Source organism: Desertihabitans aurantiacus, assembly GCF_003344635.1.
Lineage (GTDB): Bacteria > Actinomycetota > Actinomycetes > Propionibacteriales > Propionibacteriaceae > Desertihabitans > Desertihabitans aurantiacus.
Window position 1 is genome coordinate 1 of the sequence record NZ_QPKK01000037.1, and the last position, 18,637, is coordinate 18,637.

The window sequence follows — 18,637 nt, forward strand, 5'->3', positions numbered from 1 at the left end:
CAGCGCGTCCGCCCCGCCGCGCCGGGCCGCCTCGGCCACCGCGGCGGCCGTCCCGCCCAGCATCGCCGCCCGCCGCACCAGTGCCAGCGGGACGTCGGAGGCCTGCGCGACGGCGTCCAGCACCGCCGCGTCGAGGGCGCCCTGGCGCAGCTCCCCGGTGAGCAGCCGGCGCAGGAACTGCTGCTCCTCGGCGGTGGCGGCGGCCATCATCGCGGTCAGCCGGTCGCGGCGGCGTCCCTGCGAGCCCGGACCGGAGTCGCCCTCCAGCGCGTCCAGCGTCGCGTCCACCTCGGCGACCGTCAGCGCGGGTGCGTCGGCGGGGGCGGGCAGCTCGGCCAGCGAGCGCCAGCCGACCCCGGTCCGGCGCTGCCTCGGGGCTCCGCTCAGCCAGGCCGTCACCACCCCGAGCTCGTCGTCGCCGCAGGCCGTCAGCAGCTCGGCCAGCACGTCCCGCTTGGCGTTGCGGGAGCGGGTGGCGCCCACCCGGCGGGCGACCTCGACGACGGCCTGGAGCAGCAGCGGCATGACGGCATTCTGCTCCGCTCGCCGGGCGCGGGACTGGTTGGACGTCCTCGCTTTCTGGTCACCGGCGGAGACGGAGGGCTAGGTTGAGCGGAGTCGGTGCGCGGCGAACGGGTGCCGACTCCGTCGGCAACGCGGCCACCCCTGCACCGCCGACGGCGCGTGCACCGGCACACCGACCGGGTGCGGGAGAGATGGTTGAGGAGGACAGTGTTGAGCACCACCACAGCCGACGAGACCGATCTCGTCCAGCTGCTCACCCCCGAAGGTGTGCGGGTCGAGCACCCCGAGTACGAGTTCACCGGGAGCGACGAGGAGATCGCGGGCCACCTCCGCGACATGGTCCTCGGCCGCCGTCTGGACACCGAGGCCACCGCCCTGCAGCGCCAGGGCGAGCTGGGCCTGTGGGCGTCCCTACTGGGTCAGGAGGCCGCCCAGGTCGGCTCGGCCCGGGCGCTCGGACCGAACGACGTCGTCTTCCCGACCTACCGCGAGCACGCGGTGGCGCTGTGCATGGGCGTCGACCCGATCGACCTGCTCGGCCTGTTCCGCGGCGTCGACATGGGCGGTTGGGACGCCGAGGCCACCCGGTTCCGGTTCTACACGCTGGTGATCGGGGCCCAGACGCTGCACGCCTGCGGGTACGCGATGGCCCTGGAGCGCGACGGCCTGGTCGGCAACGGCACCAAGGAGGAGGACGCCGCCGTGGTGGCCTACTTCGGGGACGGGGCCACCAGCCAGGGCGACGTCAACGAGGCCTTCGTCTTCGCCAGCTCCTACAACGCGCCGGTGGTCTTCTTCTGCCAGAACAACCAGTGGGCGATCTCGGAGCCGATGAGCCGGCAGTCGCGGATCCCGCTGTACAAGCGCTCCCTCGGCTTCGGGTTCCCCGGGGTGCGGGTGGACGGCAACGACGTGCTGGCGGTGCGGGCGGTGACCGAGCGGGCGCTGGAGCGGGCGCGCAACGGCGGCGGGCCGTCACTGATCGAGGCCTTCACCTACCGGATGGGTGCCCACACCACCTCCGACGACCCCAGCAAGTACCGGCTGGCTGATGAGCTGGAGACCTGGCGGCTGCGTGACCCGATCGAGCGGGTCAGGGCGCTGCTGCGGACGTCCGGGTCGGTCGGGGAGTCCTTCTTCTGCGACCTCGAGACCGAGGCCGACGACCTCGCCGCCGACCTGCGCCGGCGCTGCCTGCAGCTGCAGGCACCCGGGCTGGGGTCGATGTTCGGCAACGTGTACGGCGAGCAGACCGAGTACCTGGCCGCCCAGCAGCAGGCCTACGCCGAGTACGCCGACAGCTTCGAGATGGAGGCGGGGGCGCGATGACGACGCTGACCATGGCGAAGGCCCTCAACGCGGGGCTGCGGCGGGCGCTCGAGGCCGACCCGAAGGTGCTGCTGTGCGGGGAGGACATCGGCAAGCTCGGTGGGGTGTTCCGGATCACCGAGGGGCTGCAGAAGGACTTCGGCGAGCACCGGGTGATCGACTCCCCGCTGGCGGAGTCCGGGATCGTCGGGACCGCGGTCGGGATGGCCATGCGCGGCTACCGGCCGGTGGTGGAGATCCAGTTCGACGGGTTCGTCTTCCCCGCCTACGACCAGATCGTCACCCAGGTCGCCAAGCTGCGGTTCCGGACGCAGGGGCGGCAGTCGCTGCCGGTGGTCATCCGGATCCCGTTCGGCGGCGGCATCGGCGCGGTGGAGCACCACAGCGAGTCGCCCGAGGCCTACTTCTCCCACACGCCCGGGCTCAAGGTCGTCACCTGCTCCAACCCCTCGGACGCCTACTGGATGATCCAGCAGTCGATCGCCTCCGACGACCCGATCATCTTCCTCGAGCCGAAGCGGCGCTACCACGACAAGGGCGAGGTCGACGTCGACGCCACCCCGCTGCCGCTGCACCAGGCGACCGTCGCCCGCGAGGGCACCGACGTCACCCTGCTGGCCTACGGGCCGATGGTGCGCACCTGTCTGGACGCCGCCGCGGCCGCCGAGGAGGAGGGCCGCAGCCTCGAGGTGGTCGACCTGCGGACGCTGTCCCCGATCGACACCGCGACCGTGGTGCGCTCGGTGCAGAAGACCGGGCGAGCGGTGGTGGTGCACGAGGCGCAGCAGAACCTCGGTCTCGGCGCGGAGCTGTCGGCGCGGATCACCGAGCACTGCTTCTACTCCCTCGAGGCCCCGGTGCTGCGGGTGGCCGGCTACGACATGCCGTACCCGCCGAGCCGGGTGGAGGACGAGTACCTGCCCGACCTCGACCGCGTCCTGGACGCCGTCGACCGCTCGCTCGCGCACTGACCCGTCCTCAGGAGGACCAGCACGATGCAGTACTTCAACCTGCCCGATCCCGGTGAGGGTCTGGTCGAGGCCGAGATCGTCACCTGGCGGGTCGCGGTCGGGGACGAGATCAAGGTCAACGACGTGGTGGTGGAGGTGGAGACCAGCAAGTCGCTGGTCGAGCTGCCCAGCCCCTTCGCGGGCACGGTGACCGAGCTGCTGGTCGAGGAGGGTGCCACCGTCGACGTCGGCACGCCGATCATCGCGGTGGACGACGGATCGGGTGCCGCGTCGCCGGCTCCGGCCGGGTCGGGGCAGGCGGACGGCGACGAGGCCGCGGCGCCGAACCTGGTGGGCTACGGGGTGAAGAAGTCCGGAACCAGCCGGCGTCAGCGACGGGCGGCCGCGCCGCCGGCGGTGCCGGCGGAGGAGTCGGCGAGCCGGGCGCAGGCGCAGGTGCAGGGGTCCTTCGACCCGGCGACGCAGGTGTCGCGGAAGGCCGAGGAGGTGGCGCCGCTGCGTGCGGAGCCGGCCGCGTCCGGGGGCGAGCCGCTGCCGACGCCGGGGCGGGGGCCGTCCGAGCCGACCTCGGAGCGCGGACCGGTGCTGGCCAAGCCGCCGACCCGGCTGCTGGCCAAGCAGCTGGGCGTCGATCTGGCCACCGTGACCGGCACCGGGGACGGCGGCATCATCACCCGCGCCGATGTCGAACGCGCCGCCGCGTCCGCCCCCAGCGCGCCCACCCCCGACGCCCTGAGCCTGTCGAAGGGCGACACCCCCACCGGGCTGAGCGAGGAGCGCATCCCCGTGAAGGGTGTCCGTAAGCTGACCGCCGAGGCGATGGTGCGCTCGGCGTTCACCGCCCCGCACGTGACCGAGTGGGTCGAGGTGGACGTCACCGCCACCATGGAGCTGCTGGACCGGCTGCGGCAGCGCCGCGACCTGGCCGAGGTCCGCCTGACGCCGCTGGTGCTGGTGGCCTCGGCGGTGTGCCGGGCGCTGCGCCGCAACCCCGACCTCAACGCGCGTTGGGAGGAGACCGCTGACGGTGCGGAGATCGTCCGGGTCGGGCAGGTCGACCTGGGGATCGCCGCCGACACCCCGCGTGGTCTGGTGGTGCCGAAGATCCGGGCCGCGGACCGGCTCGGGCTGGTCGAGCTGGCCGACGCGCTGACCGCGCTGGTGCGCACCGCCCGGGAGGGACGCACCCCGCCGGCCGATCTCGCGGGCGGCACCTTCACCATCACCAACGTGGGCGTCTTCGGCGTCGACGGCGGCACCCCGATCCTCAACCCGGGGGAGTCCGGCATCCTCTGCATCGGCGCCATCAACCGGCGTCCGTGGGTGGTCGGCACCGGCGCGGAGGAGCGCATCGAGCCGCGCTGGGTGACCACGCTGTCGGTCTCCTTCGACCACCGGGTGGTCGACGGGGCCGAGGGCTCGCAGTTCCTCTCCGACGTCGCCCTGATGCTGTCCGACCCCGCCATGGGCGTGCTGCTCTGAGCCGTCCCGGGTGACCTCGTCGGTGCTCACCGAACCCCTGCCGTCGTCGCGCCCGGGACGCCCCAACCTCCGAGCCCGACCACAACGCCCTGAGCCTGTCGAAGGGCGAGCACCCGCGACTGCACGCACCGTGAAGCGTCATGACAGCGCCCAGACCCGACCACAGCGCCAGGCCCGACGACAGCCCAGTCCGGACGGCAGCGCCCTGAGCGTGGTGGAGGGCGAGCGTTCGAGGACCGCATGCACCGCCCGGCCCTGACGACGGCACCCAGGTCCGGCGACAGCGCCCTGAGCTTGTCGAAGGGCGAGCACCCAGGCAGGCGCGAGGCAGCATGGTGAGAGGCGGCGTCCCAGCATCCCCGGTGGGACGAGCAGACGCCGAGCAGACGGCGGGGGCGCCAAGCAGCTTCCGTCGCCCAGCCCGACCACAACACCCTGAACCTGTCGAAGGGCGCGGAACACCCGCAGCACCCGATGTCGATTCGACTACCAGTGCGAAAACTGTCAGTGGGGATCCGTAGCGTTTCGTCCATGGAGGACACGACGAACGACGCGGCCGGGGTGCTGGCCCAGGTGCGCGAGCTGCGGGCGGCCGAGCGGGCCACCGCAGCAGCACTGCTGCGCCAGGCCGCCGTGTGGGCCGACCTCCATCCCGCCCTCGACCCCGCCGAGGCTGCGAGCGTGCACGACCTGGGTCAGGAGACCGACTGCCCGATCGCCGGATCCGGGACCCCGCAGGTGTCTGCCGAGTCCCTGGCCGAGCTCGCCGCCGCGCTGGGCATGTCGACCGGTGCGGGTGCGCGGCTGGTGGGGCAGGCGCTCGAGCTGCGCCACCGGCTGCCCCGGCTGTGGGCACAGGTCCACGCCCACGCCGTGCCCGCCTGGGTGGCGCGCTCGGTGGCGGATCGGACCATGGTGTTGAGCGTCGAGGCGGCCGGGTTCGTCGACACCCAGGTGTGTGCGGTGGCGGGCCGGGTCGGGGCGGCGCAGCTGGACCGGCTGGTCACCACCGCGATCCAGCGGCACATGCCCGAGGAGGCCGAACGTCGCCGTCAGAACGCCTTGGAGGGGCGTTGCTTCGCCATCGAGCACGACCGCAGCGGCCGCGACCACGCCCTGTCCTCGGTCTGGGGCACCCTGGACCTGCCCGACGCGCTCGCCCTGGAGGCCGCGGTCCAGGACGGGGCGCAGGCGTTGGCCAGCGCCGGCTGCACCGACAGCCTGGATGTGCGCCGGGCCCGCGCGGTGGGTGAGCTGGCCCGCCGCCAACCCGCCCTCGACCTCCTCGCCGCCGAGCAGACCACCGTCACGGGTGTGGTCGCGGGCAAGGCCGCGGAGCGGGTGGTGCTCTACCTCCACCTCTCTGCCGCCGCACTGGGTGCAGGCGCATCCACAGCGGTCGGGGAGTGCACAGAGGCGACCGGTCGGGTGGAGAACACCGGGGCACCCGTGACCGCCGAGCAGATCCGCGACTGGTGCGCCCGCCCCGACGCCCGGGTCAGCGTGAAACCGGTCATCGACCTCAACGCGGTCCTGGCCACCGACGCCTACCGCCCCACCACCCGGATGCGCGAGCAGATCGCCCTGCGCGACCGCACCTGTGTCTTCCCCTGGTGCTCCCGGCCCGCGCACCCCTACCCGCTGCCGCGCCGCGACGACGCCGCCGAGCAGCGGTGGTCGGCTGAGGACGACCACATCGTCGCCTGGGACTCCGGTGGGCCGACCAGCAGCGACAACCTGGCCCCGTTGTGCCGAGCCCACCACCGGTTGAAGACCTTCACCGGCTGGCGCCACACCCGCACCGGGCCCGGCTGCTACGACTGGACCAGCCCGCATGGCTACCGCTACCGCCGCCACCCCGACGGCGGCACCAACGCCCTCACCCCGGACACCGGACCACCCCGTCGGCGCCCTCGACAGAGGCCGACCGCACGCGCGGACGACCACCGCCGGACACTGGGCCCACCGATCCCCGTGGGAGCTGCGGGGCCGCCCGATGGTCCGGACGAGTCACCCCCGCCGTTCTAGGCACCAGACGGACGGTCCTCCCGGCGTCCTCCCGTCGCACCGACCGGACCTCGCCCTGCGCTGACGCGCACGCACCCCCTGCCCACCCTGTCGGCACCGCACCGCCGCCGGGGCTCGGGGCGTGCGTGCGCCCAGGTGGATGTCCGGCGCCATGAGTAGCAGCGGTGCGTGGCCGCCAACGGCTGTGGGAACAGCCCTGGGAGCTCGTCGCCTCTGAACGGCGGACAGCCGGTCGGCTCCGCCGTCAGCCGCAGGAAGCACCCAGCAGCGATCGCGGCGGAGCATGCCGACCACCTCAGGCCGCCCGATAGCTGGCCCGGCGGAGGCCGCTCCAGTGGATGCCGGGCGGCGCGGCTGGGGTGCCCGAGGGGAGCGGGCGCTCAGTGGTGGTGGGTCGCGGAGGCGTGGTGCTGGGCCAGCAGGTCCTCGCCCCAGTCGCCGCGCAGGTCGCGCCAGACGGTGTGCACGTGGTTGGCGTCGTCCTGGGTGTTGTCGTACTCGACCAGGAAGGTCGACCCGCGCAGCGCGTAGTAGTGCGGCCGGCCCATCTCGGTGCTGCCCGACCAGGCGAAGGTCAGGTCCTCCAGCCCGCCGTCGACGACCGACCGCCAGGCGGCGGCCGCGACCGGTTCGGCGGCCCGGTCCAGGTAGCAGTGCACCAGCCGCTCGAGCGCCCCGCGCTGATCGCGCTCGAGGTCGCCCATCGCGATCCCCCGCGGCAGACGGGACGCATCGGCGACCGGGTCGTGGCGGGTGGCGATTTCGCTGGGCGCCTCGTCCGCCACCACGGCCACCCGGCGCTGGTCGGCGTCGAGCAGACCGAGCAGGTCGCGCGCCCCCTGCTCCTCGGCCCGCAGTACCTGCCAGCCGGCCCGCGGCCCCTCGCGGACCACGGCCGGGTTGGCACCGAAGAACTGCGGGGTCGCCGCCACCCGGTCACCGACCACGGTCACCGCCACTGTCAGGTGGTGACCGCCCAGGCTCCACCCCCAGACGTCCTGCTCGGGGTCGCCGAGCACCCGCACCCAGTAGTGCAGCGGGTGCCGCACCCGCCAGCTGGACGCCCCGCGCTCACGCTCCAGCTCCCGCAGCACGCCGTCCAGCTCCATCACCTCCCGCGCGGTCCGCGAGCCGGTGCTGCTCAGTGCGGTGTCGAGCAGCGCCATCACCAGCTCCCGCTGGACCGGGTCCAGGTCGACCAGCGCCACCCCGGGCCGCGGGCCGGGCAGGTAGCTCCACTCCCGCCGGTCACCGACGCCGAACGGCGCGACGCCACGCTGCCGGGCGACGCCGTGCAGCGAATCGCGCAGCCGCCGGGCCGCCTCGCGCATCCGTTGCACGGTGGTCACCACGTCCTCGACCCTACGACCCGCCCCGTCCCCGCGGCGGCCAGCCGCCACCCGACGACAGCCGCCGGGGACGGCTACCGTGGGCGGGTGAGCGAGCCGTCACCGCACTGGAGCGCCGAGCAGTTCCGCCAGCACGCCCACCGGGTGGTCGACTGGATCGCCGACTACTGGGAGGGCGTCGACGGGCGTCCGGTGCTCGCCCAGGTCGAGCCGGGCGAGGTGGCAGGCGCCCTCGACGTCTCCATCCCCGACGAGCCGGAGCCGGTCGAGGCCGTGCTGGCCGACCTCGACACCCACGTGCTGCCCGGGCTCACCCACTGGCAGCACCCGCGCTTCTTCGCCTACTTCCCGGCCAACTCCTCCCCACCCGCCGTCCTCGGCGACCTGCTCAGCAGCGGTCTCGGCGTCCAGGGCATGGTGTGGACCACCAGCCCGGCCGCCACCGAGCTCGAGCAGCTGGTCCTCGACGAGCTCGCCCGCGCCCTCGGCCTCGGCGAGGCCTTCTGCCACCGGCGCACCGACGGCCAGCCGGCCACCGGCGGCGGCGTCATCTCCGACACCGCCTCCACCGCCACCTTCACCGCCGTCCTCGCCGCCCTGCACCGGGCCAGCGGCGGAACCGTCCGCACCGCGGGCACGGCCGGCACCGGCTACGTCCTCTACGGCTCCACCCAGGCCCACTCCTCGCTGCAGAAGGCGGCGATGATGGCCGGCCTCGGCGAGGACGCCCTGCACCTCGTCCCCGTCGACCCCTGGACCCAGGCCGTGGACGTCGCCGCCCTGCGCCGCGCCGTCGAGGACGACCGCGCCGCCGGCCGCACCCCCTTCTTCCTCCAGGCCGCCGTCGGCACCACCGGCACCGGGGCCGTCGACGACGTCACCGCCCTCGCCACCGTCGCCCGCGAGCACGGGCTGTGGCTGCACGTCGACGCCGCCTGGGCCGGGGTCGCCGCGCTGCTCCCCGAGCACGCCGACATCAACGCCGGCGTCGCCGAGCACGCCGACTCCTACGTCACCAACCCGCACAAGTGGCTGCTCACCACCTTCGACTGCTCCACCTCCTGGGTCCGCGACCGCAGCGCCCTCATCGGTGCCCTGTCGGTCCTGCCCGAGTACCTGCGCAACCCGGCCAGCGAGTCCGGCGCCGTCGTCGACTACCGCGACTGGCACCCCCAGCTCGGACGCCGGTTCCGCGCCCTCAAGCTGTGGACCGTCCTGCGCTGCTACGGCCGCTCCGGGCTGCAGGCCCACCTGCGCACCGGCATCACCGGCGCCGCCCGGGTCGCCGAGCTGGTCGAGGCCGACCCCCGCTTCGCCCTCGCCGCCCCACCCAGCCTCGGCCTGGCCACCTTCCGGCTGGTCGCCGACGCCGACGGACGTCCACTCCCCGACGACCACGCCGAGCAGGCCACCCGCGAGCTGATGACCGTCCTCAACACCTCCGGCGTGGCCTACCTCAGCCACGGCCAGACCGACGGCCGCACCTACCTGCGCTGGGCGGTCGGCGGCTGGCGCACCCGGCTGGACGACGTCGAGCACACCTGGCAGGTGCTCTCCGACGTCGCCGCCAGTGTCCTGGACGGCGGCTGAACCGCAGCTGGGCCGCACCCCCGACCCCCCTGCCGGAGGCCGCCGGCCGACGGCCTACCGTGGGTGGATGCTGACTGTCGATCTCCCCACCCCGACGGATCTGTCCGAGCTCATCGACGCCCGTGACCCGGCCAGCGTCACCATCACGCTGGAGTCCTCGCCGATCCCGGCCGAGACCGAACGCATCCTCATCGGCCTGCGCAACGCGATCGCCGAGGCCGAACGTCAGCTGGTCGAGGCCGGCACCCCCGCCGCCGTCGTGGCGCAGGTGCTCGACCCGGTGCGCGAGATCGAGGCCGACCACGACTTCTGGCGCCACCAGGCCAACTCCCTGGTGGTGCTCGCCGCCCCCGGCACCACCCGCACCTTCCGCCTGGCCAACCGGCTCACCCCGCACGTCGCCGTCGGCGACCGCTTCGACCTCGGCGGGCTGCTCCGAGCGGTCAGCCAGCGCCACGGCGGCTTCGTCCTCGGCCTCGCCGAGCAGGACGTCCGCTTCTTCGAGCTGACCGCCGACCACCGCGCCGAGCCCCGCGCGCTCGACCTGCCCGACGACATCGACAGCCTGCTCGCCGTCACCGACAACCACGGCCAGGCCGACCGGCGCGGCAAGCACGCCGACGGCCCCCAGCGCGAGCGCTACGCCAACGCCGTGCAGGACGCCGTGCTGCCCCACGTCCGCGGCACCGGGCTGCCGCTCATCCTCGCCGCCACCCCCGAGCTCGAACCGGCCTACCGGGCGGTCAACCGCTACGAGCTGCTCAGCGAGCAGACCATCGACGCCCACGCCTCCAGTCTCGACATCGACACCGTGGACGCCCGCGCGCGGGAGATCCTCACCGCCGGCTACAAGGCCGAGGTCAACGAGTGGCGCGAGCTGTTCGGCACCCGCCGCAGCGCCGGCCGTGCCACCAGCTCGCTGGCCGAGGTGGCCAAGGCCGCCACCGTCGGTGCGGTCGAGGAGCTGCGCTTCGACATCGACGCCACCGACGAGGGCACCATCGACGAGGACGGCACCATCACCGCCGCCCCCGAGCCCACGCCCACCACCTACAACCTGGTGGACGAGATCGCCGCCCGGGTGCTGCGCGCCGGCGGCACCGTCCGCGCCGTCCGGCAGCGCGACCTCGTCGACGGCTCCCCGGTCGCGGCCATGCTGCGCTATCCCAAGGAGTCCGCCGGGCTGGAGGCCTGAGCCCCGGGCCGCCCGGGCTTGCGGCGTGCAGCAGAATGGCGGGATGAGCCGCATCCTGGTCGTCGACAACTACGACTCCTTCGTCTACAACCTGGTCCACTACCTGGCCCAGATCGGGGCCGAGGTGGACGTGTGGCGCAACGACGACCCGCGGTTCGACGAGCCCGACTGGGCCGACGGCTACGACGGCGTGCTGCTCTCCCCGGGCCCCGGGACGCCGGAGTCGGCCGGGGTGTGCGTCGACGTGGTCCGCAGCCACGGCGGACGGGTCCCCGTGTTCGGCGTCTGCCTCGGCCTGCAGTCGATCGCGGTCGCCTACGGCGGCGTGGTCGACCGGGCCCCGGAGCTGCTGCACGGCAAGACCTCGCTGGTCCACCACGAGGGCTCCGGCGTGCTGGCCGGGCTGCCGGCGCCGTTCACCGCGACCCGGTACCACTCGCTGGCGATCGAGCCCGCGCAGCTGCCCGACGTCCTCGAGGTCACCGCCCGCACCGAGTCCGGCGTCATCATGGCGGTCCGGCACCGCGAGCTGGCCGTCGAGGCGGTCCAGTTCCACCCCGAGTCGGTGCTGACCGAGGGCGGCTACCAGATGCTGGCCAACTGGCTGGCCGTCTGCGGCGACACCGACGCACCCGAGCGGGCCAAGGACCTCAGCCCGCTGATGGCCGTCTGAGCCCGTGTCCCTCCCCGGCCCGGCGGTCCAGCGGCTGAGGGGCGTGCTCGGCCGTGCGCTGCGCTCCCGGGTGGCCGGCCCGGACGCCGAGCAGCACGCCGAGCGGATCTGGGACACCCCCGGTGAGCGCTGGTTCACCGCCGACGACCCGATCTGGCGGGTGCACTCCGAGGCCGCCATGTTCCCCGGCGGTCTGGCCGCGCTGCTGCTGCAGTCGCTGCACCCGCTGGCGATGGCCGCGGTCGCCGGCCACAGCGGCTTCCGGGGCGACCCCTGGGGTCGGCTGCAGCGCACCAGCCACTACCTCGCCACCACCACCTTCGGCACCGTGCCCGACGCCGAGCGCGCCATCGCCCGGGTCCGCGGGGTGCACCGGCGGGTGCACGGCACCGACGAGCACGGACGTCCCTACCGGGCCGACGACCCGCACCTGCTGGAGTGGGTGCACTGCGCCGAGGTGCACAGCTTCCTCACCGCCCACCAGGTCTACGCCCGCACCCCGCTGACCGCTGCCGAGGCCGACACCTACGTCGCCCAGACCGGCACCCCCGCCCGGCTGCTCGGCGTCCTCGAGCCGCCGACCACGACCGCGGAGCTGGCCGAGCGGCTGGAGCGGTTCCGCCCCGAGCTCGAGCTCAGCCGCGCCGCCCGCGAGGCCGCCGTCTTCCTGCTGCTGCAGCCACCGCTGCCGTGGCCGGCCCGACCCGGCTACGGGGCGCTGGCTGCGGGCGGGCTGGCGGCGCTGCCGGATTGGGCCCGGCGGATGCTGCTGCCGGTCGGTGCGCTGCTGCCGCCGCTGACCGCGGGCCCGCTGACCTCCACCGGGCGCCGGCTGGGCCGGTTGTCCACCGCCACCGTGCGCTGGGCGATGGCCGCCGCCTGAGCCGGCTCAGCCCACCCCGGCCGGGGTCGCCCACTCCAGCGTGCTGGCGCCGTTGAACCCGGGCAGCCGCAGCTCCGGCTCCACCTGCTGCTCGTAGCCCAGCCCGTAGGCGTCGACGTAGTCGGCGTAGACGTCGAGGTAGGCCGAGCGGTCCAGCGCGGACTCCAGCGCCTCGGGGTCGCCGATCGCGGAGATGACGTAGGGCGGGGCGTAGGGCACCCCGTGCAGCACCACGGTGTTGCCCACGCACTTGATCCCGGTGGTGGAGATGACCCGCTGACCCTGGATGGTCATCGCCTCCGCACCACCGCGCCACAGCACGTTGACCACCGCCTGGATGTCCTGCTGGTGCACCACCAGCAGGTCGCCGTCGACGTCGGGCGGGTCGACGCTGAGCGGGGCGTCGGTGAGGGTCACCGTCACCCCGGGCCCGGCGACGGGTTCCAGCCCGGCCAGCCGGTCGAGCTCGGCGAGGTCGTCCACCGCCGCGTCGTCGCCGGTGGAGGCGGCCAGCCCGTCGATCTCGCTGCGCAGCGCGGCCACCTGCTCGGCCAGCGCCTGGCTGCGGGCGGCCTCGCTGCGGACCAGGTCGATCAGCTCGGTGTGCCGCTCCGGACGCAGGTCGGTGCCACGGGCGTTGATCGCCGAGACCGTGATCATCAGCCCGGCCAGGAAGCACACCCCGATCGTCAGCAGGCTGCGGCGGTGCGGACGTCCGCGGTCGAGGTGGAGCCGGTGCTGCAGCCGCTCCAGGGGACGGCGCCACCGGGCCGGGGATCCGCCTCCGGAGACGTCCGGGCCACCCCCCTCGGGACGGGACGCATGTGCGGGTGCCACAGCTCCTCCCTCCCCGACGACGTGCCATCTGCTGGTGCGCGGACTACGCTACCCACCGAAACCCCGGAGGAGGACTGGTGGCGGAGTCGAAGGTTCGCAAGAAGGCGGGTGCGCGGAAGCAGCGCGACGCCCAGGAGTCGACCCCGCGGGTCAAGGCACCGGGCAGCCGGCGCTGGGTGCCCCCGGTGTTCATCACCGTCGGTCTGCTCGGCGCGGCCTGGCTGGTGGTCTACTACATCGCCGGCCGCCAGATCCCCTTCATGGGAGACCTGGGCAACTGGAACATCCTCATCGGCATGGGCCTGATGGCCAGCTCGTTCGTCATCGCCACCCAGTGGCGCTGACCCGCTGACCTCCTGATCGGGGCCCGGTCCGGGCCGCCGCTCTCGCGACGGCCCGCCCGGCTCAGTTGTTGTCGCCCTCGTCCTCGTCGTCCGGGGTCGCCGAGGGGCTGGCAGACGGCGACGCCGACGGGGACGGTCCGTCACCCGGGTCGGGGGACTCCGTGCTGCCACCGTCCGGCGGGGCCGCGGTCGCCAGCACCACCACGATCTCGCTGCTCCGCGGCACCCGCACCCCGGCGCTGGGCTCGGTGCGGATCACCTCGCCCTGGGCGACCTCGTCGCTGTCCTCGAAGTCGAACCGGATGTCGGTGAAGCCGTTGCGCTCGGCGTCCCGCTCGACCGCCGCCTGGTTGAACCCGCTCCAGTCCGGGATCTCGGACTGGCCGGTGGCCACGGTCAGCCGGATGGTCTCGTCCACCGCGACGTCGGACCCGGCGGCCGGGTCGACCGTCAGCACCTCACCGGCCTCGTCGCTGGGCACCTCGCTGGTGGCGTCGGCGACCTCGATGTTGTCCCGGTCGAAGCCGGCGTCGGTGAGGGCGTCGATCGCGTCGTCCTGCTGCTGGCCGACGATGTCGTCGGGGATGGTCGCGGTGTCGGGCCCGACGTTCACCGTGACGGTCACCGTCGATCCGGCCTCGACCTGCGGCTCGTCGTCGGGGTCCGGGCTCTGCTGGGTCACCTGGCCCACGGTGCCGTCGTCGGCACCCTGCTCCTCGTCGACCTCGATCCGCAGGCCGGCGTTGGTCAGCTCGGACTCGGCCCGCTCCTGACTGAAGCCGATCACCCGCGGCAGGTCCACCAGCTGCACCTGCGGCGTCGCCGAGGTCGACGGGCCGGCCTGCTCGTCACCGGGGCCGTTGAAGACGTAGATCAGCCCGGCGGCCGCCAGCGCGATGACGATGAGCGCCAGCACGGCGAGCACGACCGGCCACCGCCGCGACTTCTGCTCCTCCTCCAGCTCGCCCTCGCCGTCGGCGGCCTCCAGCCCGTCGGCCTCGGTGGCGGTGTCGGCGCTGGCCGGGGTGGGCACCGGGGCCGGGGCGCCCAGCACCTGGGTGGCCTGGGTCGGCGGGCCGGGGGAGTGTGGCGGGGGCGGCGAGGCCAGCACGGTGGTGAGGTCCTGGCCCGACAGCAGCCGGCCCAGGTCGTCGCTCATCTCCCGCGCCGTCTGGTAGCGGGCCCCGGGGTCCTTGGCCAGCGAGGTCAGCACCACGGCGTCGATCGCCTCGGTGATCATCGGGTCGAGCTGGCTGGGCGGGGTCGGCTGCTCGCGGACGTGCTGGTAGGCCACGCTCACCGGGGAGTCGCCGACGAAGGGCGGACGTCCGCAGAGCAGCTCGTACAGCAGGCAGCCGGCCGAGTACAGGTCGCTGCGGGCGTCCACGGTCTCCCCGCGGGCCTGCTCCGGCGAGAGGTACTGCGCGGTGCCGATCACCGCGGCGGTCTGGGTCATGTTGGCCGAGGTGTCGGCCAGCGCCCGGGCGATGCCGAAGTCCATCACCTTGACCGTGCCGTTCGGCGTCAGCATGACGTTGGCCGGCTTGATGTCGCGGTGCACGATGCCTGCGCGGTGGCTGTAGCTGAGCGCCTCCAGCACGCCCTGCATGATCTCCAGCGCCCGCTCGGGCATGATCTTGCGTCCGTCGCGCAGCAGGTCGCGCAGGGTCTGGCCCTCGACCAGCTCCATCACGATGTAGGGCACGGCCACCCCGGCGCGCTCGTCGAAGTCCTCGCCGGTGTCGTAGACGGCGACGATGTTGGGGTGGTTGAGCCCCGCCGCGGACTGCGCCTCGCGGCGGAAGCGGGCCTGGAAGGTGGGGTCGGAGGCGAGGTCGGTGCGCAGCCGCTTGACCGCCACCTGCCGGTTGAGCCGGGTGTCGGTGGCCCGCCGGACCTCCGCCATCCCGCCACGTCCCAGCTGGTCGCCCAGCTCGTAGCGCTCTCCGAGCAGGTTCATCGGTTCGGGTCCTTCCTGGTCGACCAGGGGGTCGGGTGCGCGGTCGTCACTGCAGCACCGCCTGGGTCACCTCGCGGGCGATCGGGGCGGCCAGCCGCCCTCCGGCGATGTCGTTGCGGGGGATGTCGGCCTCCTCGATGAAGACCGCCACCGCCACCTGCGGGTCGTCCATCGGCGCGGCCGAGACGAACCAGGCGTAGGGGGGCTGGGACAGGTCGGACTGCGCCGTCCCGGTCTTGCCCCCCACCTCGACGCCGGCGATCTGGCCGTTCGTCCCGGTGCCCTGGTCGACCACGTTCACCATCATCTGCTGCAGCTGCTCGGCGTTCTCCGCCGACATCGCCCGGCCCAGCTCCCGCGGTCGGGTCTCGCGCAGCGTGGACAGGTTCGGCGCCCGCACCTGGCTCACCAGGTAGGGGTCCATCACCACACCGTCGTTGGCGATCGCGCCCGCCACCATCGCCATCTGCAGCGGCGAGGCGGCCACCTCGAACTGCCCGATCGCGCTCAGCGCGGTCTGCGCCGGGTCCGGGTCCTCGGGGAAGGTGCTGGCCGCCCCGTTGAGGTCGGGGAGGTGGCGGGTGTCGAAGCCGAACCGCTCGGCCTGCTCACGCAGGGCGTCCGCGCCGAGCTCGGTGCCGAGGTTGGCGAAGGCGGTGTTGCAGGACAGCTGCAGCGCACGGTCCAGGCTGACCCGGCCGTCTCCGCAGTCGGTGTCGTTGCCGAGGGTGGTCTGGGTGCCGGGGAGGGTGAGCTCGGCCGGGGTGTCGACCTCGCTGTCGGGCTCCCGGCCCGCTTCCAGCGCCGCGGCCGCGGTGACGAGCTTGAAGGTCGATCCCGGCGGGTAGATCTCGCGCACCCCGCGGTTGGTCAGCGGGTTGTCGGGGTCGTCGACCAGCTCGGCGTAGGCCTCGTTGGCCGCCTCGACGTCGTGGCTGGCGATCCGGTTGGGGTCGTAGCTGGGGTGGCTCACGGTGGCCAGCACCGCGCCGGTGCGGGGGTCGAGGGCCACCACGGCGCCCTTGCGGTCGCCCAGCGCCTCCTCCGCGGCGCGCTGGGCCGCCGGGTCGATGGTGGTGACCACGCTGGCGCCCTCGGGCGTCCGGCCGGTGACGAGGTCGACCAGGCGGCGGGCGAACAGCGAGTCGTCGGTGCCGGCGAGCTCGGTGTTGTAGCCCTCCTCCAACCCGGAGCGGGCCCGGTCGTAGGAGTACCAGCCGGTGACGTGGGCGTAGCGCTCGGGCTCGGGGTAGACCCGCTGGTACCCGAACCGGCCGTCGGTGGGCTCGGTGTCGGCGATCGGGGTGTTGCCGACGAGGATCGCGCCGCGGTCCTGGGAGAACTCCGCGTCGCGGACCCGGCGGTTGGCGGCGTGGGCGTTGAGGCTGTCCTGGCGGACCACGATCAGGTAGGTGCCGTTGCCCAGCAGCAGCCCGAACAGCACCAGGCAGAGCACGGCGACTCGGCGGATCGGTCGGTTCATCGGGCCCCTCCTGCCGTCTCGATGACCTGGGTCTCCTCGTCCTCCAGCGCGCTCTCCAGCCGGGTCGCCGCGGGTTTGCGCGCCTGGTGGGAGATCACCAGGAGCAGCGCGACGATCACCCAGTTGGCGATCATCGACGAGCCGCCCTGGGACATGAACGGCGTGGTCAGACCGGTCAGCGGCAGCAGCCGGGTGACGCCGCCGATGATGATGAACACCTGCAGCGCCAGCACGAACGACAGCGCCATCGCCAGCAGCTTGCCGAACTGGTCCTTCGAGGCCAGGGACGCCCGCAGCCCGCGCGCCACGACCAGCGCGTAGACCACGATGACCGCCATCAGCCCGGCCATCCCGAGCTCCTCACCGATCGCGGCGGCGATGAAGTCGCTGCGCGCCAGCGGGGTCAGCCCCGGACGTCCCAGGCCCAGCCCGGTGCCCAGCAGCCCGCCCCAGGCCAGCCCGAACTGGGCGCTGACGATCTGCCCGTTCTGGTCGATGTCGGCGAACGGGTGCAGCCACGACTCGATCCGCACACCCACGTGGGAGAGCTGGCTGATCCGGCTCGCCCCCCACACCGCGAACGCGGCGCCGGCGGCGAACAGCACGGTGCCGAGGACGGCCCAGCCGGGCCGCTCGGTGGCCACGTAGAGCATCACCACGAACAGCCCGAAGAAGAGCAGCGAGGTGCCGAGGTCGCGCTGGAAGACCAGGATCGCCAGGCTGGTCACCCAGACGATGAGGATCGGGCCCAGGTCGCGGGCCCGCGGCAGGTCGAGCCCGAGCACCCGGGCGCCGGCCAGCGCCAGCACGTCCCGCTTCTCCACCAGGTAGGAGGAGAAGGCGATCGCCAGCACCACCTTGGCCACCTCGGCAGGCTGGAAGGAGAACCCGGCGATCCGGATCCAGATCCGCGCGCCGAACTCCTCGGTGCCGATCACCGGCACCAGCGGGAGCAGCAGCAGCGCCAGGCCGACCAGGCCGAGGGAGTAGGTGAAGCGGATCAGCGGCCGGTGGTCGCGCAGCAGCAGCGCGGTGCCCACCAGCAGCCCGACACCCAGGGCCGTCCACAGCAGCTGGCTGGTGGCCCCGGAGGTGGGCGGGTCGTTGATGATGTCAATCCGGTGGATCATCGTCAGACCCAACCCGTTGAGCAGCAGCACGCAGGGCAGCAGCAGCGGGTCGGCGTAGGGCAGCCGGAACCGGATGACGAGGTGGGCCGCGACCCCCAGGCCCAGCCAGATCGCGGCCACCACCGGCAGGTTCGCCGGCAGCCGTCCGGTCTGGTTGAGCGGGACCAGGCTGTAGGCGGCCAGCCCGATGAGCAGGGCGAAGAGCACCATCGCGAGCTCGACGTTGCGCCGCTTGCGGTGCACCACCACCACGCCGGGCGCGTCGGGGTCGAACGCGGCCATCAGCAGGACCCGTCCTCGGGCGGGGCGGCCGGCGACGGCGAGTCGTCCGGCGTCGGGCCCGGCGTCGGGGTGGGGGAGGGCGTGGGCTCGGGCGGGCGCTCCTGCTCGGCACGCTCCTGGCGCTGCCGGATGCACTCCTGCGACACCTCGGCCAGCTCGGCGACGGTGCGCCGGGCGTCGGTCAGGCTGCGGGTGTCGATGGTCTTGCGGACCTGGTCCTGGTAGAGCAGCGGCAGGTCGGCCAGCCGGGTGGGCTGCACCTCGTACACCCGGTTGAGCGCGACCGGGCCGAGGCTGTCGGGAAGCCCCTGGTAGATCGCGATCGTCTCCTCGGCCGCACCGACGTAGAACTGCGTCCGGCCCCAGGCCAGGGCACCGGCACCGGCGCCGCCGAGCAGCAGCAGGGCCAGCACCACCGACAGCGCGAAGCGCAGCACCCGGCGCCGGGCCGACGGCGGGGTCTGCAGCGCGTAGCGGCGCTCCTCCTCCCGCTCGTCCGGGCTGCCCTGCGGGCGGACCGGCGTGCTGGCGCTGGCCGGGGAGCCCCCGCCGGCCAGCGGCGGCGGCGGGGAGGTG

The 18,637-nt window shown here is 73.8% G+C and carries 14 protein-coding genes and 2 pseudogenes; 9 read left to right on the plus strand and 7 right to left on the minus strand.

The genetic code is table 11. The annotated features are described in order from the left end of the window. Positions 1–525: pseudogene (locus DVA66_RS05105) on the minus strand (ATP-dependent DNA ligase); the annotation flags it as partial. A 210-nt stretch (positions 526–735) separates the two neighbouring features. Between DVA66_RS05105 and pdhA the strand changes: the two are divergent. From pdhA to DVA66_RS05125, 4 genes are all read left to right on the plus strand, one after another. Further along, entirely contained in the window at positions 736–1,854 is a 1,119-nt protein-coding gene (gene pdhA / locus DVA66_RS05110) for a pyruvate dehydrogenase (acetyl-transferring) E1 component subunit alpha (RefSeq protein ID WP_232821769.1), read from the plus strand. Further along, positions 1,851–2,825, plus strand: coding sequence for an alpha-ketoacid dehydrogenase subunit beta (locus DVA66_RS05115; protein ID WP_114559087.1), 975 nt, complete (start codon positions 1,851–1,853; stop codon positions 2,823–2,825). The genes pdhA and DVA66_RS05115 overlap by 4 nt, the downstream gene beginning before the upstream one ends. Positions 2,826–2,849: 24 nt before the next feature. Further along, positions 2,850–4,307: a dihydrolipoamide acetyltransferase family protein gene (locus DVA66_RS05120; RefSeq protein WP_114559088.1), complete on the plus strand. Its 1,458-nt coding sequence runs from the start codon at positions 2,850–2,852 to the stop codon at positions 4,305–4,307. A 531-nt stretch (positions 4,308–4,838) separates the two neighbouring features. Further along, on the plus strand, positions 4,839–6,335 hold the full coding sequence (locus tag DVA66_RS05125; RefSeq protein WP_114559089.1) for an HNH endonuclease signature motif containing protein: 1,497 nt from the start codon (positions 4,839–4,841) through the stop codon (positions 6,333–6,335). A gap of 380 nt (positions 6,336–6,715) precedes the next feature. Here the strand turns inward: DVA66_RS05125 and DVA66_RS05130 are convergent, their stop codons facing one another. Next, positions 6,716–7,687: a DUF3500 domain-containing protein gene (locus DVA66_RS05130; RefSeq protein ID WP_157973846.1), complete on the minus strand. Its 972-nt coding sequence runs from the start codon at positions 7,685–7,687 to the stop codon at positions 6,716–6,718. An 84-nt stretch (positions 7,688–7,771) separates the two neighbouring features. Here DVA66_RS05130 and DVA66_RS05135 point away from each other — a divergent pair, with 84 nt between their 5' ends. From DVA66_RS05135 to DVA66_RS05150, 4 genes are all read left to right on the plus strand, one after another. Further along, complete coding sequence (locus tag DVA66_RS05135; protein ID WP_114559091.1) at positions 7,772–9,274, plus strand: pyridoxal phosphate-dependent decarboxylase family protein; 1,503 nt, start codon at positions 7,772–7,774, stop codon at positions 9,272–9,274. A 67-nt stretch (positions 9,275–9,341) separates the two neighbouring features. Next, positions 9,342–10,469, plus strand: coding sequence for a baeRF11 domain-containing protein (locus DVA66_RS05140; protein ID WP_157973847.1), 1,128 nt, complete (start codon positions 9,342–9,344; stop codon positions 10,467–10,469). Between the two features lie 43 nt (positions 10,470–10,512). Beyond that, the gene (locus tag DVA66_RS05145; protein WP_114559093.1) at positions 10,513–11,142 is read left to right on the plus strand and encodes an aminodeoxychorismate/anthranilate synthase component II; all 630 of its coding nucleotides are present in this window, start codon (positions 10,513–10,515) and stop codon (positions 11,140–11,142) included. Positions 11,143–11,146: 4 nt separating this feature from the next. After that, the gene (locus tag DVA66_RS05150; RefSeq protein WP_114559094.1) at positions 11,147–12,025 is read left to right on the plus strand and encodes an oxygenase MpaB family protein; all 879 of its coding nucleotides are present in this window, start codon (positions 11,147–11,149) and stop codon (positions 12,023–12,025) included. Between the two features lie 6 nt (positions 12,026–12,031). Here DVA66_RS05150 and DVA66_RS05155 read toward each other — a convergent pair whose 3' ends face one another. Further along, positions 12,032–12,862 carry a DUF881 domain-containing protein gene (locus DVA66_RS05155; protein WP_232821770.1) on the minus strand — a complete coding sequence of 277 codons (831 nt, stop codon included), beginning with the start codon at positions 12,860–12,862 and terminating at the stop codon, positions 12,032–12,034. Positions 12,863–12,939: 77 nt separating this feature from the next. Here DVA66_RS05155 and DVA66_RS05160 point away from each other — a divergent pair, with 77 nt between their 5' ends. After that, positions 12,940–13,206, plus strand: coding sequence for a cell division protein CrgA (locus DVA66_RS05160; RefSeq protein WP_114559095.1), 267 nt, complete (start codon positions 12,940–12,942; stop codon positions 13,204–13,206). A 61-nt stretch (positions 13,207–13,267) separates the two neighbouring features. Here DVA66_RS05160 and pknB read toward each other — a convergent pair whose 3' ends face one another. The 4 genes and pseudogenes from pknB to DVA66_RS05180 form a co-directional block, all read right to left on the minus strand. Beyond that, positions 13,268–15,166, minus strand: a complete 1,899-nt coding sequence (gene pknB / locus DVA66_RS05165; protein ID WP_114559096.1) for a Stk1 family PASTA domain-containing Ser/Thr kinase — start codon at positions 15,164–15,166, stop codon at positions 13,268–13,270. A 46-nt stretch (positions 15,167–15,212) separates the two neighbouring features. Next, the gene (locus DVA66_RS05170; RefSeq protein WP_114559097.1) at positions 15,213–16,649 is read right to left on the minus strand and encodes a peptidoglycan D,D-transpeptidase FtsI family protein; all 1,437 of its coding nucleotides are present in this window, start codon (positions 16,647–16,649) and stop codon (positions 15,213–15,215) included. After that, a complete protein-coding gene (locus tag DVA66_RS05175) occupies positions 16,646–18,061 on the minus strand; it encodes an FtsW/RodA/SpoVE family cell cycle protein (protein ID WP_114559098.1) in 1,416 nt (471 codons plus the stop codon). Before DVA66_RS05175 ends, DVA66_RS05170 begins: the two co-directional genes overlap by 4 nt. Continuing rightward, positions 18,061–18,637: pseudogene (locus DVA66_RS05180) on the minus strand (hypothetical protein); the annotation flags it as partial. The gene DVA66_RS05175 and the pseudogene DVA66_RS05180, both read right to left, overlap by 1 nt.